24 protein-coding genes are annotated in these 19,723 nt (G+C 70.0%); 6 read left to right on the top strand and 18 right to left on the bottom strand.

Going from position 1 to position 19,723, the window contains the following annotated elements:
* The 5 genes from ACLBX9_RS17975 to ACLBX9_RS17955 form a co-directional block, all read left to right on the top strand.
* The coding region (locus ACLBX9_RS17975; RefSeq protein WP_447719894.1) for a methyl-accepting chemotaxis protein at positions 1-898 on the top strand (898 nt) is incomplete at its 5' end.
* 13 nt (positions 899-911) lie between these two features.
* Complete coding sequence (locus tag ACLBX9_RS17970; protein ID WP_447719893.1) at positions 912-3,173, top strand: hybrid sensor histidine kinase/response regulator; 2,262 nt, start codon at positions 912-914, stop codon at positions 3,171-3,173.
* Positions 3,170-4,237: a chemotaxis-specific protein-glutamate methyltransferase CheB gene (gene cheB / locus ACLBX9_RS17965; RefSeq protein WP_039894331.1), complete on the top strand. Its 1,068-nt coding sequence runs from the start codon at positions 3,170-3,172 to the stop codon at positions 4,235-4,237. Before ACLBX9_RS17970 ends, cheB begins: the two co-directional genes overlap by 4 nt.
* Before the next feature lie 2 nt (positions 4,238-4,239).
* Positions 4,240-5,964 (top strand): response regulator, encoded by a 1,725-nt coding sequence (locus ACLBX9_RS17960; RefSeq protein ID WP_447719897.1) that lies wholly within the window; start codon positions 4,240-4,242, stop codon positions 5,962-5,964.
* A complete protein-coding gene (locus ACLBX9_RS17955; RefSeq protein WP_447719892.1) occupies positions 5,961-7,847 on the top strand; it encodes a response regulator in 1,887 nt (628 codons plus the stop codon). Before ACLBX9_RS17960 ends, ACLBX9_RS17955 begins: the two co-directional genes overlap by 4 nt.
* A gap of 393 nt (positions 7,848-8,240) precedes the next feature.
* Here the strand turns inward: ACLBX9_RS17955 and rplQ are convergent, their stop codons facing one another.
* The 5 genes from rplQ to rpsM form a co-directional block, all read right to left on the bottom strand.
* Positions 8,241-8,651: a 50S ribosomal protein L17 gene (rplQ, locus tag ACLBX9_RS17950; RefSeq protein ID WP_010686164.1), complete on the bottom strand. Its 411-nt coding sequence runs from the start codon at positions 8,649-8,651 to the stop codon at positions 8,241-8,243.
* 241 nt (positions 8,652-8,892) lie between these two features.
* On the bottom strand, positions 8,893-9,912 hold the full coding sequence (locus ACLBX9_RS17945; protein ID WP_010686165.1) for a DNA-directed RNA polymerase subunit alpha: 1,020 nt from the start codon (positions 9,910-9,912) through the stop codon (positions 8,893-8,895).
* Between the two features lie 108 nt (positions 9,913-10,020).
* The gene (locus tag ACLBX9_RS17940; protein WP_447719891.1) at positions 10,021-10,893 is read right to left on the bottom strand and encodes an MBL fold metallo-hydrolase; all 873 of its coding nucleotides are present in this window, start codon (positions 10,891-10,893) and stop codon (positions 10,021-10,023) included.
* Positions 10,894-10,927: 34 nt separating this feature from the next.
* The gene (rpsK, locus tag ACLBX9_RS17935) at positions 10,928-11,317 is read right to left on the bottom strand and encodes a 30S ribosomal protein S11 (protein WP_010686167.1); all 390 of its coding nucleotides are present in this window, start codon (positions 11,315-11,317) and stop codon (positions 10,928-10,930) included.
* A gap of 173 nt (positions 11,318-11,490) precedes the next feature.
* Positions 11,491-11,859, bottom strand: coding sequence for a 30S ribosomal protein S13 (rpsM, locus tag ACLBX9_RS17930; RefSeq protein WP_010686168.1), 369 nt, complete (start codon positions 11,857-11,859; stop codon positions 11,491-11,493).
* A 252-nt stretch (positions 11,860-12,111) separates the two neighbouring features.
* Here rpsM and ACLBX9_RS17925 point away from each other — a divergent pair, with 252 nt between their 5' ends.
* Positions 12,112-12,465, top strand: a complete 354-nt coding sequence (locus tag ACLBX9_RS17925; RefSeq protein ID WP_010686169.1) for a hypothetical protein — start codon at positions 12,112-12,114, stop codon at positions 12,463-12,465.
* 19 nt (positions 12,466-12,484) lie between these two features.
* Here ACLBX9_RS17925 and ACLBX9_RS17920 read toward each other — a convergent pair whose 3' ends face one another.
* From ACLBX9_RS17920 to rplN, 13 genes are all read right to left on the bottom strand, one after another.
* Positions 12,485-12,718 (bottom strand): hypothetical protein, encoded by a 234-nt coding sequence (locus ACLBX9_RS17920; RefSeq protein WP_010686170.1) that lies wholly within the window; start codon positions 12,716-12,718, stop codon positions 12,485-12,487.
* Between the two features lie 263 nt (positions 12,719-12,981).
* On the bottom strand, positions 12,982-13,584 hold the full coding sequence (locus ACLBX9_RS17915; protein ID WP_447719890.1) for an adenylate kinase: 603 nt from the start codon (positions 13,582-13,584) through the stop codon (positions 12,982-12,984).
* Between the two features lie 172 nt (positions 13,585-13,756).
* Positions 13,757-15,103 carry a preprotein translocase subunit SecY gene (gene secY, locus ACLBX9_RS17910; RefSeq protein ID WP_010686172.1) on the bottom strand — a complete coding sequence of 449 codons (1,347 nt, stop codon included), beginning with the start codon at positions 15,101-15,103 and terminating at the stop codon, positions 13,757-13,759.
* A 146-nt stretch (positions 15,104-15,249) separates the two neighbouring features.
* Positions 15,250-15,753 carry a 50S ribosomal protein L15 gene (gene rplO, locus ACLBX9_RS17905; protein ID WP_010686173.1) on the bottom strand — a complete coding sequence of 168 codons (504 nt, stop codon included), beginning with the start codon at positions 15,751-15,753 and terminating at the stop codon, positions 15,250-15,252.
* Positions 15,754-15,763: 10 nt separating this feature from the next.
* Positions 15,764-15,955, bottom strand: a complete 192-nt coding sequence (gene rpmD, locus ACLBX9_RS17900; protein ID WP_010686174.1) for a 50S ribosomal protein L30 — start codon at positions 15,953-15,955, stop codon at positions 15,764-15,766.
* Positions 15,956-15,967: 12 nt separating this feature from the next.
* A complete protein-coding gene (gene rpsE / locus ACLBX9_RS17895) occupies positions 15,968-16,555 on the bottom strand; it encodes a 30S ribosomal protein S5 (protein ID WP_010686175.1) in 588 nt (195 codons plus the stop codon).
* A gap of 180 nt (positions 16,556-16,735) precedes the next feature.
* The gene (gene rplR, locus ACLBX9_RS17890) at positions 16,736-17,098 is read right to left on the bottom strand and encodes a 50S ribosomal protein L18 (RefSeq protein WP_010686176.1); all 363 of its coding nucleotides are present in this window, start codon (positions 17,096-17,098) and stop codon (positions 16,736-16,738) included.
* Positions 17,099-17,108: 10 nt separating this feature from the next.
* On the bottom strand, positions 17,109-17,642 hold the full coding sequence (rplF, locus tag ACLBX9_RS17885; RefSeq protein WP_010686177.1) for a 50S ribosomal protein L6: 534 nt from the start codon (positions 17,640-17,642) through the stop codon (positions 17,109-17,111).
* A gap of 22 nt (positions 17,643-17,664) precedes the next feature.
* Positions 17,665-18,060, bottom strand: a complete 396-nt coding sequence (gene rpsH / locus ACLBX9_RS17880) for a 30S ribosomal protein S8 (RefSeq protein WP_010686178.1) — start codon at positions 18,058-18,060, stop codon at positions 17,665-17,667.
* A gap of 10 nt (positions 18,061-18,070) precedes the next feature.
* Positions 18,071-18,376: a 30S ribosomal protein S14 gene (rpsN, locus tag ACLBX9_RS17875; RefSeq protein ID WP_010686179.1), complete on the bottom strand. Its 306-nt coding sequence runs from the start codon at positions 18,374-18,376 to the stop codon at positions 18,071-18,073.
* Between the two features lie 40 nt (positions 18,377-18,416).
* Positions 18,417-18,983, bottom strand: coding sequence for a 50S ribosomal protein L5 (gene rplE / locus ACLBX9_RS17870; RefSeq protein WP_010686180.1), 567 nt, complete (start codon positions 18,981-18,983; stop codon positions 18,417-18,419).
* Positions 18,976-19,290, bottom strand: a complete 315-nt coding sequence (rplX, locus tag ACLBX9_RS17865) for a 50S ribosomal protein L24 (protein ID WP_161392856.1) — start codon at positions 19,288-19,290, stop codon at positions 18,976-18,978. The genes rplE and rplX overlap by 8 nt, the downstream gene beginning before the upstream one ends.
* Positions 19,290-19,658 carry a 50S ribosomal protein L14 gene (gene rplN, locus ACLBX9_RS17860; RefSeq protein WP_010686182.1) on the bottom strand — a complete coding sequence of 123 codons (369 nt, stop codon included), beginning with the start codon at positions 19,656-19,658 and terminating at the stop codon, positions 19,290-19,292. The genes rplX and rplN overlap by 1 nt, the downstream gene beginning before the upstream one ends.
* Between the last annotated feature and the right edge of the window lie 65 nt (positions 19,659-19,723).

Here is a 19,723-nt window from a genome sequence, read left to right as displayed (position 1 = left end):
CGAGGTCGGCCGTCTTGCGGGGACCTTGAACGCGATGGTGTCCGGGCTGTCGGACCTTGCGCGGACCAACCGGGCGGCGACGGCCGACCTGAACGCGGCGGCGGCCGAGATCCGCGCCTCGGCGCAGGAGCAGGCGGCCTCGGTCGAGCAGCAGTTCGCGGCCGTGCAGGAGACGGCGGCCACGGTCGACGAGATCACGCACTCGGGCGCGCAGATCTCGAAGCGCGCCACCGAGGTGATCGCCACCGCCCAGGCGACCGCCCAGACCTCGCGCCAGGGCCTGCGGGCGGTCTCCGACACGGCCAAGGCGATGGAGGCGATCCGCGAGCAGGCGGAGGCGGTGGCCGGCAACATCGTCAGCCTGTCGGAGAAGACCCAGACGATCGGCGACATCATCGGGACGGTCAACGACATCTCGGAGCGCACGCACCTGCTGGCGCTGAACGCGGCCATCGAGGCGGCGGCGGCCGGCGAGAGCGGCCTGAGCTTTGCGGTCGTGGCCTCCGAGATGAAGCTTCTGGCCGATCAGGCGAAGGCGGCCACCGGCCAGGTGCGGGGTCTGCTGGGCGAGATCCAGCGGGGCATCAACACGTCGGTGATGCTGACGGAGGAGGCGGTGAAGCGGGCGGCGGCGGGCAAGACGCGCTCGGACACGACGCAGCGCACGATCGAGGAGATCACCGCGCGGGTGGAGGAGAACGTGCAGACGTTCCAGCAGATCGTGGCCTCGACGAACCAGCAGCAACTCGGGATCGAGCAGGTGATGGGGGCGCTGCAGAACATCCGGCAGGCCAGCCAGCAGACCGCGGCCGGCACGCGGCAGGTGGAGGCGGCCTCCGCCAACCTCACCGAACTCGCCCAGGCCCTCATGGCCCTGGCCGAACGATACCGGCACTGAGGGCGGACACGTCTTGGCCGAGGATATCCGCCAGCTCCTGCTCGCCGCCTTCGATGTCGAGCACCGGGAGCACGTCGCGGCGATCCGGGCGGCGCTCGGAAGCACTCATCCGGACTGGAACGACGTCTTCCGCCGCGCCCACTCGCTGAAGGGGGCGTCCCGCGCCGTCGATCTGCCCGCCGTCGAGGCGGTCGCCCACCGCTTGGAGACTCTGTTCGAGGGCGTCCGGACCGGCGCCACCGCCCTAGACCGAGAGGCGGCCAACGCCGTCCACCTCGCCCTCGACCGGGTCGAGGCGTACGTCGCCGGCCTCAAGGGCGGGGCCGGACCGGAGATGCCCGCGGACGCGCTGGACGCCCTCGGGCGCCTCCTCGGTCTTCCGGGCGCCGCGCCGCAGGCCGCCTCCGTCACGGAACCGCCTGCCCCGCCCGCGCCGGCTCCCCGGACCTCGGACCCCGCAGCTGCGCGGCCGCCGGCGCCGGATACCGCCCCGGCGTCGCCCGACGCGTCTCCCCCGAAGCCGCAGACCGAGCCGGCCGATCCCGGCACGGCGTTCCTGCGCGTGCCAGGGGAGGCCGTGGAGGCGCTGGCGCGGGCGACCCACGACCTCGCCAGCACCCTCGCGGGCCACGCCCCGGCCGCCGAAGGCCTCGCCCGCCTCGCCCGCCTGGCCCGGGACCTACGCACCGGCGCCGAGGCGCTCGCCGCCGGGGCCGACGCGGCGCGGCCCGAATGGCGCAGTTTCGCGGCCCGCGTCGGCAGCTTCGCCCGCGAGATCACCGACCTGTCCCGGCGCCAGACCACGGCCACCAGCGCCCTGGAGGGCGCCGCCGCCCGGGTCCGCTCCGCGGCGGAGCGGCTCGCCCTGGTCCCGGCGGAGACGGTCCTGGCGCCCCTCGCCCGGTCGCTCCGCGAGACCGCCCGGGAGCAGGGCCGCGAGGTCGATATCGACCTGCGCGGCCTCGACCTGCCGGTGGAGCGCGGCACGCTTCAGGTCCTGAAGGATCCGCTGCTCCACGCCCTGCGCAATGCGCTGAGCCATGGCTGGGAGCCGCCGGAGATACGCCGCGCCGCCGGCAAGCCCGAGGTGCTGGGCCTCCGGCTGGAGATCGCGGTGCGCGGCTCCCGCCTCCAGGTCACGGTGTCGGATGACGGGCCCGGTCCGAATCTGGCCCGGATCGAGGCCGCCGCTCGGGAACGCGATCTCCTGGCCCCGGACGCGCCCGCCGATCCCGAATCCCTGCTGCGCCTCGTCTTCGAGGCCGGCTTCTCCACCGCGGAGGCGGTCGATACGCTGTCGGGGCGTGGCTACGGCCTCTCCGTGGCGGCGGATGCCGCCCGCCAGCTGCTCGGCACCGTGCGCCTGGAGGCGCGCGCGCCGGCCGGGACGGCCCTGATCTTCAGCCTGCCCCTGTCGGCGGCCCGGCGCAGTCTGCTCCTGGTCGAGGCGGCGGGGCGCAGCTACGCCCTGCCGGGCGGCGCGGTCGAGCGCCTCCTGCGTCTGAGGCGCGACGCGCTGCCGGTGGCGATGGGCCGCACGATCCTGCGGCTCGGCGAGGGCGACGCGGCGACAAGCCATCCTGTGAGCGAACTCGCACAGGTCCTCGGCGCGGTTCCGGCACCCGCCGACCCCGCCACCCTGGTCGCCGTGGTGCTCCGGGCGGGGAACGGCCGCGTGGTCCTCGCGGTCGACCGCCTGCACGACGTGCGCACGCTCCTGGTCCTGCCGGCGCCCGACTTCGGCGCCGATCCGGATCTGATCGCCGGCACCGCGGTGCTGCCCGGCGACGTCCCGGTGCTCGTCCTCGATCCTGAAGGCCTCGCCGCGCGCGCGTCGGTCGGATCGGCCGGAACGATGGCGCAGGCTCCACGTTCGACGACTCACGCGCCCTCGCGCGCGTCGGCCCGCGCGACGATCCTGGTCGTCGACGATTCGATCACCACCCGAACCTTGGAGAAGGGGATCTTGGAAGCCGCCGGCTACCGCGTGGTCGTCTGCGTGGACGGTCAGGACGCCCTCGACCGGCTCCGGGCCGAGATCGAGCCCGTGGACCTCGTCCTTGCCGACGTGGAGATGCCGTGCCTCGACGGGTTCGGCCTGCTTCAGGCGCTCCGGGCGGACGAGCGCTTCGCCCGTCTCCCGGCGATCCTGATGACCTCCCGCGGGGACGCCGCCGACGTGGCCCGGGGCCTCGACCTCGGCGCGGACGCCTACCTGACCAAGCAGACCTTCGACCAGCGCCAGCTGCTCGACACGATCGGGCAGCTCCTATGACCCCGGTCCGCGTCATGCTGGTCGAGGACAGCCTCGTGGTGCGCGAACTCCTGCGCCACATCGTCTCCCGCGACGAGCGGCTCGAGGTCGTCGCGGCGGTCGCCTCGGGCGAGGAGGCGCTCGAGAAGCTCCGCACGGTGCGGCCGGACGTGATCTCGATGGATATCCGGCTGCCCGGCATCGACGGGCTGGAGACCACGCGGCGGATCATGGCCGAGCACCCGACGCCGATCGTCGTAGTGGCGGACTCGGTCGAGGATTCCTCCCTGCGGATCTCGATGAACGCGCTCCGGGCCGGCGCCCTGTCGGTGGTGGAGAAGCCCGTGGCCACCACCCATGCCGGCTACGAGTCGGTGGCCGGCGAGATCTGCACGCAGCTGCGGATCATGGCTCAGGTCCCGGTGATCCGCCGCCGCCCGATCGGCACAGAATGGGCCGGCCGCAACGGCTCCACGCCGCAGGCGCAGCCGGCCGAGCTGCCTGGGCTGGCGCCGAGCCTCCTGGGGATCGGGGCCTCCACGGGCGGTCCCCCCGCGCTCGCCCGGGTGATCGGCGCGCTTCCGAGCGACTTCCCGCTGCCCGTTCTGGTGGTCCAGCACATGGGTGCGGCCTTCATGGACGGATTCGCCAGCTGGCTCGACAGCGTCGTGACCCTGCCGGTAGGCCTCGCCCGGGACGGCGAGCGCGCCGAGCCCGGCCGCGTCTACGTGGCTCCGGGCGACCGGCACCTTGAGATCGGCTCGGGCCGGATCCTGCGGGTGGTCCATTCCGCGCCGGTTTCCGGGCAGCGCCCGGCCGCCACCGTGCTGTTCCGCTCGATGGCCCGGCAGAGCGGGGCCTCCGGGATCGGCGTGCTGCTCACCGGCATGGGCGAGGACGGGGCAGCCGGCCTCGCCGACATGCACAAGGCCGGCGCCCAGACCGTGGCGGAACACGAGAGCACCGCGGTGGTCTATGGCATGCCGGCTGCGGCAGTGCGGCTCGGCGCCGCCCGCGCGGTCCTTCCCCTCGACCGGATCGCCGACCACGTCCTGCGCCTCGTCGAACCGGGTGCGCGGCCGTGACGATGGCCGAGGCCGGCGCCCCGGAGGTTCCCGCCCGGATCCTGCTGGTGGAGGATTCGGAGACGCAAGCCTTGGAGCTGCGCCTCCTCCTAGAGGCCAGCGGCTTCGCGGTCGAGCGGTGCCCTTCAGCCGAGACGGCGCTCGACCACCTCAACCGCAGCCAGCCGGACTTGGTGGTGGCGGATTACCACCTGCCCGGCATGAACGGCGACGAGCTGATCCGGCAGATGCGCCTGTCCCTGCGCACCCGGGCGCTGCCCGTCCTGATGCTGACCGGCGGGAGCGGCGGCGAGCGGCAGGGGCTGGAGAGCGGCGCCGACGCCTACCTGCCGAAATCCGCCGACCGCGACCTGATGATCTTGCGGATCCGCGCCCTGCTGCGCGAGCGCCGCCCGGCGAGCGACGGCGCGAGTCCCGGCGCGGCCGCCTTCCGGCGCGGGCGGATCCTCGTGATCGACGGCAGCGTCACCTATCGGACCTTCCTCGCGGGTCTGCTGGGCCAGGACGGGCACCATGTCGCCACCGCCGACGGTCCGGATGCGGCTCTGGCTGCCCTGGACGGGGACGGGGACGGGGCCGACGGCGCCTTCGACTGCGTGACCGTCGATCTCCTGGGCCACGCCTACGATGGCCTCGCCCTGTGTCGGGCGATCAGCCAGCGCCGGTCCGGCCAGGTGGCCGGTGCGGGGTTCCACCTTGTGGGCATCGCCGGGAGCGACCCGGCCAAGGATTTCCTGGTGGAGGCCTACGCGGCCGGGGCCGACGACGTGGTCTCGAAGACCGACGCCGAGGTGCTGGCGCTGCGGGTGCGCGGCTTCGTGCGCCGTCGCCTCCTGGAGGAGGACGACCGGCGCATCGCCGGCCAGTTCGGCGAGCGCGAGCGGGCGGTCGAGCGCGCGCGCGCCGAGGCCGAGGCGGCCGAGGCGAAGGCGCGCCTCGCCGACGCCCTGGAGCGGGCGAACCGCGACCTCGCCGACGCCAACCGCCAGCTCACCGAGGCGCAGTCCAAGCTCGTCCAGGCGGCCAAGATGGCGTCCCTCGGCGAACTGGTGGCCGGCATCGCCCACGAGATCAACAATCCTCTGGCATTTATCCTGGCCCATCAGGGCACGGTGGAGCGCCTGCTCGGGGAGCTGCCGGACGCCGCACCGGACGCGGCCACCCGCGCCATCGAGAAGGCCCGGCAGCGGGTCGGCTCGATGCGCATGGGACTCACGCGGATCCAGGATCTGGTTCTGAATCTCCGAAAGTTCTCCCGCCTCGACGAGGGCGAGCGTGCCCTGGTCAACGTCCCGGAGGCGATCGACACGGTGCTGGCCCTGATCCAGCACAAGCTCGGGGACCGCATCGCCGTGGAGCGCAGCTTCACCGGACGGACCGAGATCCACTGCACCCCGGCGCTGCTGAACCAAGTGGTGATGAACATCCTGGGCAATGCCGCCGACGCCATGCCGGAGGGCGGGAAGATCCGAATCAAGACCCAGTCGAGCCCGGATTTCGACGAGATCCGGATCAGCGATACCGGGCCCGGCATTCCGGAAACCCTGCGTGAGAAGATCTTCGAGCCGTTCTTCACGACGAAGCCGGTGGGATCGGGCACGGGTCTTGGTCTTGCGATTGCCTACAGTGTCGTTCAAGCGCATAGCGGCTCGCTCACCGTGGAGACGGCCCCGGGTGGGGGAGCCTGCTTCGTGATCGGGATCCCGCGGCAGGCGGCCAGCGCATGAGTGACGGTACGGCAGGTTTGGGGACGATCCTGGCCGTCGACGACGAGCCGGACATCCTGATCGCCCTGGAGGATCTGTTCGAGGATTCCTATCGGGTTCTGACGACCTCGCGCCCCGCCGAGGCGCTGGAGATCCTGCGCGCCGAGCCCGACATCGCCGTGATCCTATCCGACCAGCGCATGCCGGGCCTCACCGGCGACGCGCTGCTCGCCGAGGCGCGCGGCTTCCACGACGCGCAGGCGATCCTGCTGACCGGCTATGCCGACATCACCGCGGTGATCGCGGCGCTGAACCGCGGCGGCATCGTCGGCTACGTGACGAAGCCTTGGGATGCCGGCCTGCTCCGTTCCACCGTCCGGCAGGCCTTCGAGCGCCATCGCCTGGGCCGGGATCTCGCCACCGAGCGGGCGCTCCTGCGCGGCCTCCTCGATCATGCCCAGGACGCCATCAGCTTCAAGGACGCGGAGGGTCGCTTCGTGCGGCTGAACGGCCGCAAGGCGGCGCTGCTCGGGACCGACGTCGCCGCCTGCCTCGGGCGGCGCGAGGGCGAGCTGCTCGGGGCGAAGGCCGATCCGGTGACCGAGGCCGATGAGGCGGCGATCCGCTCCGGCGCGGTCACCGAGGGCCTCGTCAGCGACGGGCCGATCGGGGCCGAGCAGTGGAGCCACGTGACCCGGGTGCCGATCCGCGACGCGGGCGGCGCGATCAGCCATCTCGCGGTGATCGAGCGCGACGTGACCGAGCAGCGAACCCTGGAGGCGCGCCTGCGCCAGTCCGACAAGATGCAGGCGCTCGGCACCCTGGCGGGCGGCATCGCGCACGACTTCAACAACCTGCTCACCGCGATCCTCGGGAGCCTGGAACTCGCGGGCCCGAAGGTCGCCGACCAGCCGCGGGTGCAGCGCCTGATTGAGAACGCCCGCGGGGCGGCCGAGCGCGGCGCCTCGCTGACGAAGCGCCTCCTCAGCTTCAGCCGCGCCCACGACCTGCAGGCGCGGGCCGTCGACGTGAACAGCCTGATCAGCGGGATGAGCGACTTGTTCGGGCGCAGCCTCGGCGGCCTCGTGACCGTGCGCACCGACCTGAAGGAAGGTCTGCCGGCGGTCCAGGTCGATCCGGACCAACTGGAACTCGCCGTGCTCAACCTCTGCATCAATGCCCGGGACGCCATGCCGGAGGGCGGTGCCATCACGGTGGCGACGCGGCGTCTCAGCATCGCGGGCGATCCCGAGATCGCCGACGGCACCTATCTCGGCATCAGCGTCACCGACGAGGGGACCGGGATACCGGAGGAGATCCTGCGCCGGGTCTGCGAACCGTTCTTCACCACCAAGGCGGTCGGCCAGGGCACCGGCCTCGGGCTCGCCATGGTGTTCGGCCTCGCCCAGCAATCCAAGGGTCGGCTGGCGATCGACAGCGAGGTCGGCCGGGGCACCCGCGTCGAACTCGCCCTGCCTTTCGCCACGGAGGTGCCCGAGCAGGCAGCCCAGGCGGCCGGCACGGCCCCGGTGGCCGGGCGGCGCGCCCGCGTCCTCATCGTCGACGACGACCCGCAGGTGCGCCACGTGACGGCGTCGTTCCTCAAGGGATTCGGCCACAGCACCACGGAGGCCGGCGACGGCGAGGCCGCGCTCCGGCTTCTTGGGGGCGATCGCTACGACATCGTCGTGGCCGATCTGGCCATGCCCGGCATGAGCGGCATTGAACTCGCCGCCGAGATCCGCGAGCGGGATCCGCGTCTGCCAGTCCTGATTCTCACTGGCCACGCCGAGGCGATGCAGATCCCCGACGATCTGCCGGTGCTATCGAAACCGTTCCGTTCAGCCGATCTCGCGGCCCGGGTCGCCGCGCTGCTCGACGGCGCGGACGGTCCTTCCAACTGACAGGGACTTGCAACCAATCGGTTGCCGGCTCATTCTCCCTTCATGGGGCTCGCGGGCCCCGGCTTACGAAGAGGAGGTGGACCATGAGCAATCACGGCATCTTCCCGCGCCGCAGGCGTGACAACGATCTGGATCAGGATGGTCCACCGGACGAGTCCCGGCAGGGATAGGGGTTTTCGGATCGCGGCGCGGTCGAGTTCCCGGCCTGTTGAGACGGGCCGCCAGGGCGAACTCCCGCGACCATCCAAGACGTGGACCCTGCTCCAGACCCGTCGGCGCGAGCCGGCGGGTTTTTTCGTGTCGAGGGCGCCGGTGCCCGAAATGCGAGAAGCCGCCCCGGAGGATCCGGGACGGCTTCCCAAAAGACGGGAGCGAAAGACGCCCTCGTGAGGATCAGGCCGCCTCGGCGACCTGGCTCGGACCGGAATCCTTGCCGCGGGCATCGACGTCGCGGTCGACGAACTCGATCACGGCGAGCGGAGCGTTGTCGCCCTGGCGGAAGCCCGCCTTCATGATCCGGCAGTAGCCGCCGGGACGGCCCTTGTAGCGCGGGCCGAGCACGGTGAAGAGCTTCTTGACCATGTCGGCGTCACGCAGCTGCGCCATGGCGAGGCGGCGGGTGTGCACGCTGTCGATGCGGCCCAGCGTGATCAGCTTCTCGACGACCGGACGCAGGTCCTTCGCCTTCGGCAAGGTGGTGATGATCTGCTCGTGCTTGATCAGCGCGGCGGACATGTTGGCGAACATCGCCTTGCGATGCTCGGCGGTGCGGTTGAAACGGCGGCCGCGGTAGGCGTGACGCATGGTGCTGGCTTCCTTCTCGTCTCGGCCGCCGTGCCACGGTACGGCCGGGTGCCCCGGGAGCGGGGCGGTTGATTCCGCATGACCCCGCGGCGGGAATTCCAACCCAAAGCCCTCATCCTGAGGAGCTGCGCAGCAGCCTCGAAGGAGGGCTCCAGGGATTGCAGTGGTATCCGGAGGCCTCCTTCGAGGCCCCCGCTTCGCTCCGGCACCTCAGGATGAGGCCGCAGCGTGGGAAGACGGCTCAGTAATGCTCCTCGAAGCGCTTGGCGAGATCCTCGATGTTCTCCGGCGGCCAGCCGGGGATGTCCATGCCGAGGTGCAGGCCCATGCCGGCGAGCACTTCCTTGATCTCGTTGAGCGACTTGCGGCCGAAGTTCGGGGTCCGCAGCATCTCGCCCTCGGACTTCTGGATCAGGTCGCCGATGTAGACGATGTTGTCGTTCTTCAGGCAGTTCGCCGAACGGACCGACAGCTCCAGCTCGTCGACCTTCTTGAGCAGCGCCGGGTTGAAGGGCAGCTGCGGCGCGAGCGGCGCGGCCTCTTCCTTGCGCGGATCCTCGAAGTTCACGAAGACCTGCAGCTGGTCCTGGATGATGCGCGCCGCGTAGGCGAGCGCATCCTCCGGCGATACCGCGCCGTTGGTCTCCACCGTCATGGTGAGCTTGTCCTTGTCGAGATCCTGGCCCTCGCGGGTCGTCTCGACGCGGTAGCTGACCTTGGTCACGGGCGAGAACAGCGAGTCCACCGGGATCAGGCCGATCGGCGCGTCCTCGGGGCGGTTGCGCTCGGCCGGGACGTAGCCCTTGCCGGTGGCGACCGTGAACTCCATGCGGATCTCGGCGCCGTCGTCGAGGGTGCAGATCACGAGGTCGGGGTTCAGGATCTGGATGTCGCCGACCGTACCGATGTCACCGGCGGTGACGAGGCCCGGGCCGGTCTTGCGCAAGGTCATGCGCTTGGGCGCGTCCGTCTGCGAGCGGATCGCGATGGTCTTGATGTTGAGGACGATGTCGGTGACGTCCTCGCGCACGCCCGGGATCGACGAGAACTCGTGCAGCACGCCGTCGATCTGCACCGAAGTCACGGCCGCGCCCTGGAGCGACGACAGGAGCACCCGGCGCAGGGCGTTGCCCAGCGTCGTGCCGAAGCCGCGCTCCAGCGGCTCGGCGACGACCGTGGCGACCCGCTTGGGGTCGTCGCCGGTCGTGACCTGCAGCTTGTTCGGCTTGATCAGTTCCTGCCAATTCTTCTGAATGACCACGATCCTACCTCTCGTCCTTGCCCGGGATCCGCGACACCCGTCCCCGCGCTTCGGCCGTTCGGCGCAGCCCCCTGGCGCCCCGAACGGTCCCTGAATGGTTGTCCGCCGTTACTCGCCGCCGACCCACAGCACCGGCACGAAGCTGTAGCCCGCCCCGTCCCGGTCCACGTAGCCCAGCGCCGGGAACTCGAGATGGCCGCCGGCGATGAGCGTGCGCTCGCGGGCCACCTCGTCCAGGATCCGCTTGCGCGTCTCCCGTGCCTGATCACCGTCGACGTCGAAGCCGACGCCGGCCTCCGGGTTCTTGAACTGGATCGCCGGCAGGTGCACCACGTCGGTCCACATCACCAGCGCCTGTCCACCGGAGACGATGCGGAAACCGCAATGGCCCGGCGTGTGGCCGGGCAGATGGACTGCCGTGATCCCCGGAAGGACCTCGCCGCCCCGGTGCTCGCGCACCTTGCCGGCGTAGGGTGCCAGGGACTTGCGGGCACCCTCGAAGTACGGCTTCGCGGCCTCGGGCGCTTTGGCCAGGGCCTCGTCCGGGAGCCAGTGCGCGGCCTCGTCGGCGTGCAGCACGATCTCGGCGTTCGGGTAGCGCGCCGCGCCGTCCTTCGCGAGACCGCCGACATGGTCGGGGTGCAGGTGGCTGACGAGCACCGTGCCGATCTCCTCGGGCTTCACGCCGGTCGACGCGAGCGCCGCCCCGGCCCGGCCGAGGGTCGGCGCCGGCGCGAGATCGCCGTAGCCCGTGTCGATCAGGGTCGGCTTGAGGCCGGGGCCTGTGATCAGGAAGGCGTTCAGCGTGATCTTGGGTTGCTCGGTGCGGAAGCCCGCCAGCTGCAGCCGCCCAGCCTCCTCCTTGGAGATGCCCGTGACGAGATCGAGGCTGGCCTGAAACCAGCCGTCGTTGAGCGCGGTGACCGTGAGGTCGCCGAGGTTCCAACGCAGCACGCCCGGAAGCGGCTTCGATCCCGTCATGAGCTTCTCCGTCAAAAGGCTTCGCAGGCTCGGATCAGACGCGGCGGCGCTTGCGCGGCCGGCAGCCGTTGTGCGGGATCGACGTCACGTCGCGGATCGACGTCACCGTGAAGCCCGCGGCCTGGAGGGCGCGCAGCGCCGACTCGCGGCCCGAACCCGGACCCGACACCTCGACCTCGAGGGTGCGCATGCCGTGCTCGGCGGCCTTGCGGCCGGCATCCTCGGCGGCGACCTGGGCGGCATAGGGGGTCGACTTCCGCGAGCCCTTGAAGCCCATCGCGCCAGCGGACGACCACGAGATCGTGTTGCCCTGCGCGTCCGTGATGGTGATCATCGTGTTGTTGAACGAGGCGTTCACGTGGGCGACGCCCGACACGATGTTCTTGCGCTCGCGGCGGCGGACGCGTTGCGGTTCCTTGGCCATTCTGGTCTCACTCTTCCTTCAGGCACGCCCGTAACACCAGGCGCTCGGGATTGTTTTTGGGACTTGGCCGGCGCGTCCGTGCAGGGCTGCCGAGCCAGAGCCGGGTTCCGTCAGGGACACCCGGCGCGACGGTGAGGAGGCCGCGCGAAGCACGGCCTCCCAACCCCAAAAAATTACTTCTTCTTGCCGGCGATCGGCTTCGCCTTGCCCTTGCGGGTGCGGGCGTTGGTGTGGGTGCGCTGACCGCGGACCGGCAGCTGCTTGCGGTGACGCAGGCCGCGATAGGCGCCGAGATCCATCAGGCGCTTGATGTTCATCGAGACTTCGCGGCGCAGGTCGCCCTCGACCAGGTAGTCGCGGTCGATCGTCTCGCGGATCGAGAGAACCTCGGCGTCGGTCAGCTGGTTGACCCGGCGCTCGGCGGGGATGTTCACCTTCTGGGTGATCTCCTCGGCCTTCTTGGCGCCGATGCCGTGGATGTACTGGAGCGCGATGACGACGCGCTTGTTGGTCGGGATGTTGACGCCTGCGATACGGGCCACGATCACTCTCCATGTGGGGCCCGGGGATCCGGGCCTGTGTCGCGCGCGTCCGGTGGAGGCCGGCCCCTGCGCACGTGAAACGACGACGCGGCCCGCGGGCGGCCCTGGACAGGGCACCTCGGACCATCGTTCGGTTGGACGAAGGAGGGCCTGCTAGCGCGCAAGCGGGCCGATGTCAACGACGGGCGGGCGCGGGCTCAATCCGCCATGCGCCCGGTGCGGGACCGCGGTCGGGATGATCGAGGAGGGGAGATGGCGGTTCTGACCAGCGACGGCGCAACCCTGCGGGCCTTCGCCGATGCGGTGCTGCGTGCCGCGGAGGAGACCCTGGATGAGGTCGTGCCCGTGACGCTGGCGGTGATCGGCGGGGTGTTGGCCGAAGCGGAGCCCGGCTCCGTCGCGCTCCAGGACGACGACGGTCCGCCCCTGCTCTGGGCGACCTTCGCCGGGCGCCGCATGGTGTTCCGCTACAATACCATGACGGCCATGATCGAGCTGCGCGACGGCACGTCCGAGGGCTACCCGATGCGCCTGTTCGGTCACCGGTCACTCCAGATGGACGTCGTCAACTTCTTCGGCAGCCTGCGCCGCGAAGGGCGGATCTAGTGTCCGCCACGCTTCCGTCTCAGCGGAAGCCCTGGTTCCGCAGCCGGCAATAGCCGCCCATGGTCTGGTAGCCTGCCGGACAGCGGCGGACGCAGGCGCCGGCCGCGAATTTGAGGGGCGGCCTGCAGGCGTGGCGGAACCGCTTCTGCCCGTACACGAAGGACTGGGCCGGACTCTGTGCGTAGGCGGGCGCATTCGGCAGCGCTACTGTGAGTGCGAGCACGGCCGCGGTGACGGTGAGGCGCAGGGTCATGATCTGTCCGATCGGTGATGCGCCACTCAACCGATCAGCCACGCAAAGGGTTCACGGGCGGAGTGCTGAGCCTGCATCATCCGCCGCCCGGCCGAGATTACCGCCCCGTCTCTGCGAGCGGAGCGAAGCAATCCAGCGGCACCACGCCCGCCGAGGTCGCGCTGCCTTGGGTCACGTCGCTGCGCGCGTGATGACGGGGAGGGCTTCCCTGCCCACCGACACGTCACCGGATCGATTGACGATCAGAGCAACTGCGCCGCCCGTCAGGACGCGACGCGTTCCTCGTGCGGCTCCAGCACGGCCATCAGGTCAGCGGTGACCTTGTCGATCGGCTGCATGCCGTCGATGGTCTTCAGCATGCCCTTCTCCGCATAATAGGCCGAGAGCGGGGCCGTCTGGGCGCGGTAGGCCTCGAGGCGCTGCTTGAACACCTCGGGGGTGTCGTCCTTCCGGACGGCCTGGCCGCGGGCCAGGGTCTCGGCGGCGCGGTTCTCGATCCGGCCGACCAGGGCGGCCTCATCGACCTTCAGCTCGATCACGGCGGAGAGCTTGAGGCCCTTGCTGGCGAGCATCTCGCCGAGCGCCTCGGCCTGGGCGACGGTGCGCGGGAAGCCGTCGAGGATGAAGCCGCGGCGGGCATCCGGCTCCTCGATCCGGTCGGCGACGATGCCGACCACGATCCGGTCGGAGACGAGGCCACCCGATTCCATCACGGCCTTGGCCTCGAGGCCGACCGGCGTTCCGGCGGCCACTGCGGCGCGCAGCATGTCACCGGTGGAGAGCTGCGGGATGCCGAAGCGCTGCACGATCCGCTCGGATTGCGTCCCCTTCCCCGCACCGGGGGGACCGAGCAGAATGATACGCATGGCGTTGTCCTCGTTCGGCCCACGCTCTCTGTGTGGGCACAAGCCGCGGTGGCGAAGCCTCCCTGGCATCGCCGGATTTCAGGATGTCTAGCCGGTCTCGGGCGCGGAGGCACCCGGACCTTTGGACCAGAGGCGGGAGGGGGCTAAGCGTCGTGCCGCCTCTGTATCAGTCTCAGCGGCGGCGTTGCGTGGTCGAGGCGCCACGCAGCTTGGCCTTCTTCACGAGGCCCTCGTACTGGTGGGCCATGAGGTGCCCGTGGATCTGCGCCACCGTATCCATCGTCACCGAGACGACGATCAGCAGCGAGGTGCCGCCGAAGCCGAGGCTCGCCGCCGCGTAGGAGGACAGGATCTCCGGGCACAGGCACACGAAGGTCAGGTACAGGGCGCCGATCACCGTGATGCGGGTCAGCACCTTGTCGATGAAGGCCGCGGTGCGCTCGCCGGGGCGGATGCCCGGAATGAAGCCACCATGCTTCTTCAGGTTGTCGGCCGTCTCCTGCGGGTTGAAGACCACCGCGGTGTAGAAGAACGTGAAGAAGATGATCAGCGCCGCGTAGAGCACCATGAACAGCGGCGTGCCGTGACCCAGATAGGCCGTGATCGTGCCGAGCCAGCCGGTGGCGCCGCCATTGGCCGAGAAGCTGGCGGCGGTGGCCGGCAGCAGCAGCAGCGACGAGGCGAAGATCGGCGGGATCACGCCCGACGTGTTGAGCTTGAGCGGCAGGAACGAGGTCTGGCCCTCGTACATGCGGTTGCCGACCTGGCGCTTCGGGTAGTTGATCAGGAGCCGGCGCTGGGCGCGCTCCATGAACACGATGAAGTAGACCAGCGCCACCGCGGCGACGGCCACGCCCAGGATGATCGCCGGGGACAGCGCGCCGGTGCGGCCGAGTTCCAGGGCACCCGCGATCGCGATCGGCAGGTGGGCGACGATGCCGGCGAAGATGATCAGCGACGAGCCGTTGCCGATGCCGCGCGAGGTGATCTGCTCGCCGAGCCACATCAGGAACAGGGTGCCGCCCGTGAGGGTAATCACCGTCGAGGCCAGGAAGAACGGGCCTGGATCGATCGCGGCCGACGAGCCTTGGAGGCCGATGGCGATGCCCCAGGACTGGACCAGCGCCAGAACCACCGTCAGGTAGCGGGTGTACTGGTTGATGACCTTGCGGCCGGACTCACCCTCCTTCTTCAGCGCCTCCAGGCTCGGGATCACCGAGGTCAGGAGCTGCACGATGATCGAGGCCGAGATGTAGGGCATGATGTTCAGGGCGAAGATCGCCATGCGCTCCACGGCGCCGCCCGAGAACATGTTGAACAGGCCCAGCACGCCGCCCGACTGCTGCTGGAAGTTGCGGGCGAACTGCTCCGGATCGATGCCGGGGATCGGGATGTACGTGCCCAGCCGGAACACCACGAGGGCGCCGAGCGTGAACCAGATGCGCTTCTTCAGCTCATCGGCCTTGGCGATCGCACCGAAGTTGAGGTTGGCGGCAAGCTGCTCGGCGGCTGAGGCCATAAGCGTCGCGTCCTGGACATGTCGCCGGGCGAAGGCTGCCCGGATGAAACGAAAAGCGGCGGCCCGCGTGGTCGCAGGGCCGCCGCTCGAAGGATCGGCTTAAAGGGTGCGCGGAGCCCGTGCAACGGGTCCCGCGATCGCCCCCGTCAGGCCGAAGCCGCCTCGCTGCCGCCGCGGGTGGAGACACCCTGGGCGTAGACGGTGCTGACCGAGCCGCCGGCCTTCTCGACCGCCTCGACGGCGGACTTGGAGGCGCGGGTGACCTCGAAGCTGAGCTTCGCGGTCAGCTCGCCGACGCCGAGGAGCTTCACGCCGTCGCGGGGACGGGCGATGATGCCGGCTTCGACCAGGCTCTGCACCGTCACGGTGGCGGCCTTGTCGAGCTTGCCGGCGTCGACGGCCTCCTGGATCCGGCCGAGGTTCACCTCGTTCAGGTCCTGGGCGTAGAGGTTGTTGAAGCCGCGCTTCGGCAGGCGCCGATGCAGCGGCATCTGACCGCCCTCGAAGCCCTTGATGGACACGCCGGTCCGGGCCTTCTGGCCCTTCACGCCGCGGCCCGCGGTCTTGCCCTTGCCGGAGCCGATGCCCCGGCCGACGCGCATCCGGTCCTTGGTGGCGCCGGGATTGTCGCTGATCTGGTTGAGCTTCATCGGGACCTCCTCACGCCACGTCGCCGTGGACGCGCACGAGGTGCGCAACCTTGCGGATCATGCCGCGCACGGAGGGGGTATCCTCCAGCTCGGACACGCGGTGGAGCTTGTTGAGCTTCAGGCCGATCAGCGTCGCGCGCTGGCTGGCCTCGCGGCGGATCGGCGAGCCGATCTGCTCGACGCGGAGAGTCTTGCTTGCCATCGGACCCTCCCCTTACGCGACCGCGGCTTCGGACTGGTCGGCCGGGTCGGCGTCGCGGCGGCGGGCCTGGAGGCTCGACACCTTGATGCCGCGGCGGGCCGCCACGGAACGCGGGCTGTCCTCGTTCTTGAGCGCCTCGAAGGTGGCGCGCACGAGGTTGTAGGGGTTGGAGGACCCCAGCGACTTGGCGACGACGTCCTGCATGCCGAGCGTCTCGAACACGGCGCGCATCGGGCCGCCGGCGATGATGCCGGTGCCCTGCGGGGCCGCGCGGAGAATCACCTTGCCGGCGCCGTGGCGGCCGTTGACGTCGTGGTGCAGGGTCCGGCCCTCGCGGAGCGAGACGCGGATCAGGCCGCGCTTGGCGGCCTCGGTCGCCTTGCGGATGGCCTCCGGCACCTCGCGGGCCTTGCCGTGGCCGAAGCCGACGCGGCCCTTCTGGTCGCCGACGACGACGAGGGCCGCGAAGCCGAAGCGACGGCCGCCCTTCACCACCTTGGCGACGCGGTTGATGTGGACGAGCTTGTCCACGAACTCGCTGTCGCGCTCTTCGCGATCCTCGCGGCGGCCGCGGCCCCCGCCCTCACGTTCACGTGCCATTTCTTCTACCTGTTCATCTCACTGGCGCGAGCCCGAAGACCCGCTCGCTCGATCCCCCTCCCCCTTGCGGGGAGGGGTAAGGGGTGGGGGTGGTGCAGAAGGCACCAGAGCGCCTCATCCTGCACTACCCCCACCTCCGGCTCCTCCCCACAAGGGGGAGGAGAGAGGCCCGTTGTGGCCTTAGAACTCCAGGCCACCCTCGCGGGCGGCCTCGGCCACGGCCGCGACGCGGCCATGGTAGATGTAGCCGGAGCGGTCGAAGATCACCTTCGTGACGCCCGCGGCCTTGGCGCGCTCGGCGACCAGCTTGCCGACCGCCTTGGCGGCGGCGACGTCGGCGCCGGTCTTGAGTTCGCCCTTGAGGGCCTTGTCGATCGACGAGGCCGCGGCCAGCGTCTTTCCGGCGACGTCGTCGATGACCTGCACGTAGATCTGCTTCGACGAGCGGAACACCGAGAGCCGCGGGCGGCCGTTGGCGGCGGCCCGCAGCGCGCGGCGGACGCGCGCCTTGCGGCGATCGAGGGCTTCGAGCTTGCGAGACATGATGCCCTCCTTACTTCTTCTTGCCTTCCTTGCGGAAGATGAACTCGCCCGCGTACTTCACGCCCTTGCCCTTGTAGGGCTCGGGTCCGCGGTAGTCGCGGATCTCGGCGGCGACCTGACCGACCTGCTGGCGGTTGATCCCGGAGATCGTGATCTCGGTGGGCTTCGGGGTTGCGATCGTGATCCCGGCGGGGATCGCGTACTCGATGTCGTGGCTGTAGCCGAGCGACAGCTTGAGGGCCTTGCCGGCCATCGCGGCGCGATAGCCGACTCCGGTGATCTCGAGCTTCTTCTCGAAGCCCTTCGACACGCCCTCGGCGATGTTGGCGATCTGTGCCCGCGACGTGCCCCACAGGGAGCGCGCCGGCTTGGACTGGTTGACGGGCTGCACCTCGATGGCGCCGTCCTTCATCGCCACGTTGACGAGGGCGGGAACGTCGAACGACAGCTCGCCCTTCGAGCCCTTCATCTTCACCGTCTGACCGGTGACCGTGGCGGTAACGCCGGCCGGCACGGGGACCGGCTTCTTGCCTACGCGAGACATGGGATAACCTCCTCCGTCCCGATCAGAACACGGTGCAGAGCACTTCACCGCCGACGTTGCGCTCGCGCGCCTCGTGGTCGGCCATGACGCCCTGCGGGGTGGAGACGATGGTGACGCCGAGGCCGTCGGCCACGTGCGGCAGCTCGCCGACCGACGAGTAGACCCGGCGGCCCGGCTTCGAGACGCGCTTGATCTCGCGGATCACCGGGCGTCCGTCGTAGTACTTGAGCTCGATGGCGAACTCGGTGCGGCCGTTGCCGAGGTCGGTGGCCGCGTAGTCGCGGATGTAGCCCTCGGACTTCAGGACGTCGAGGACGCTGGCGCGCAGGCGCGAGCCGGGCGTCTGGACGACGTTGCGACGGCGCAGCTGGCCGTTGCGGATGCGGGTGAGCATGTCGCCCACGGGATCGTTGACCATGGGGACCTCCTTACCAGCTCGACTTGACCAGGCCGGGGATCAGGCCCCGGTTGCCAAGCTCGCGCAACGCCACGCGCGAGATGCCCATCTTGCGGTAGTAGGCGCGCGGGCGGCCGGTCATGCCGCACCGGTTGCGGATGCGGGTGGCCGACGAGTTGCGCGGCAGTTCCGCGAGCTTGAGGCGCGCCTCGAAGCGCTCCTCCATCTCGAGGGCGTCGTTGTTGGCGATCTCGAGGAGCGCCTTCCGCTTGGCCGCGAAGCGCTTCACCAGCGCCTTGCGGGCCTCGTTCTTCTCGACTGAGCTTTTCTTCGACATGTGGTCTATCTCCGGTGTCCGCGTCTGAGACCTCTCGGCCTCACTGCCGGAACGGGAACTTGAAGGCGGCGAGCAGAGCCTTGGCCTCGGCATCGGTCTTGGCGGTGGTCGCCACGACGATGTCCATGCCCCACATCTGCTCGGCCTTGTCGTAGGAGATCTCCGGGAACACGAGGTGCTCCTTGAGACCCAGGGCGTAGTTGCCGCGGCCGTCGAACGAGCGCGGGTTCAGGCCGCGGAAGTCACGCACGCGCGGCAGCGCGATGGTGATCAGCCGGTCCATGAACTCGTACATGCGCTGCTTGCGCAGCGTCACCTTGCAGCCGATCGGCATGCCCTCGCGGACCTTGAAGGTCGCGATGGCCTTGCGGGCCCGGGTGATCACCGGCTTCTGGCCGGCGATCAGGGCGAGGTCGCCCGCCGCCACCGAGGCCTTCTTGGAATCCGCGGTGGACTCGCCGACGCCCATGTTGATCACGATCTTGGTGATCTGCGGCACTTCCATGGGGTTCTTGTAGCCGAACTCTTCGATCAGCTTCTGGCGAACCACCTCGTCGTAGTGCTTGCGCAGGCGCGGGGTGTAGGCGTTCTTGTCGGCCTCAGCCATCGATCTGATCCCCCGTGGTCTTGGCGAACCGGACCTTGCGCCCGTCTTCGAGGATGCGGAAACCCACGCGGGTCGGCTTGCCGTTGGCGTCCGCCACCGCGATGTTCGAGAGCTGGATGGCGGCCTCCTTGGAGATGATGCCGCCTTCCTGGTTCTGGGTCTGCTTCTGGTGCTTCTTGACCAGGTTGATGCCGCGCACGAAGGCCCGGCCTTCCTTCGGCAGAACCTGGATCACCTCGCCCGAGCGGCCGGAATCGCGGCCGGTGAGCACGACGACGGTGTCGCCCTTCTTGATCTTGGCGGCCATTACAGCACCTCCGGAGCCAGGGAGATGATCTTCATGTGGTTGCGGGCGCGGAGCTCGCGCGGAACCGGTCCGAAGATGCGGGTGCCGATCGGCTCCTTCTGATTGTTGATCAGGACCGCGGCGTTCTTGTCGAAGCGGATGACCGAACCGTCGGCGCGCTTCACGTCCTTGGCGGTGCGGACGACGACCGCCTTCATGACGTCGCCCTTCTTGACGCGACCGCGCGGGATCGCCTCCTTGACGGAGACGACGATCACGTCGCCCACGCCGGCATACTTGCGCTTCGACCCGCCGAGAACCTTGATGCACATCACACGGCGTGCACCCGAGTTGTCGGCGACGTCCAGATTCGTCTGCATCTGGATCACGTGCGTGACTCCTTGTTTCAGGCGGGTTTCCGCACGCGGACGGTATTGCCCGGCGGACGACGCCT

This window comes from Methylobacterium sp. A49B, from assembly GCF_053346215.1.
The sequence above is the reverse complement of the archived record's forward strand: the minus strand, read 5'-3'. Positions and strand labels throughout refer to the sequence as shown.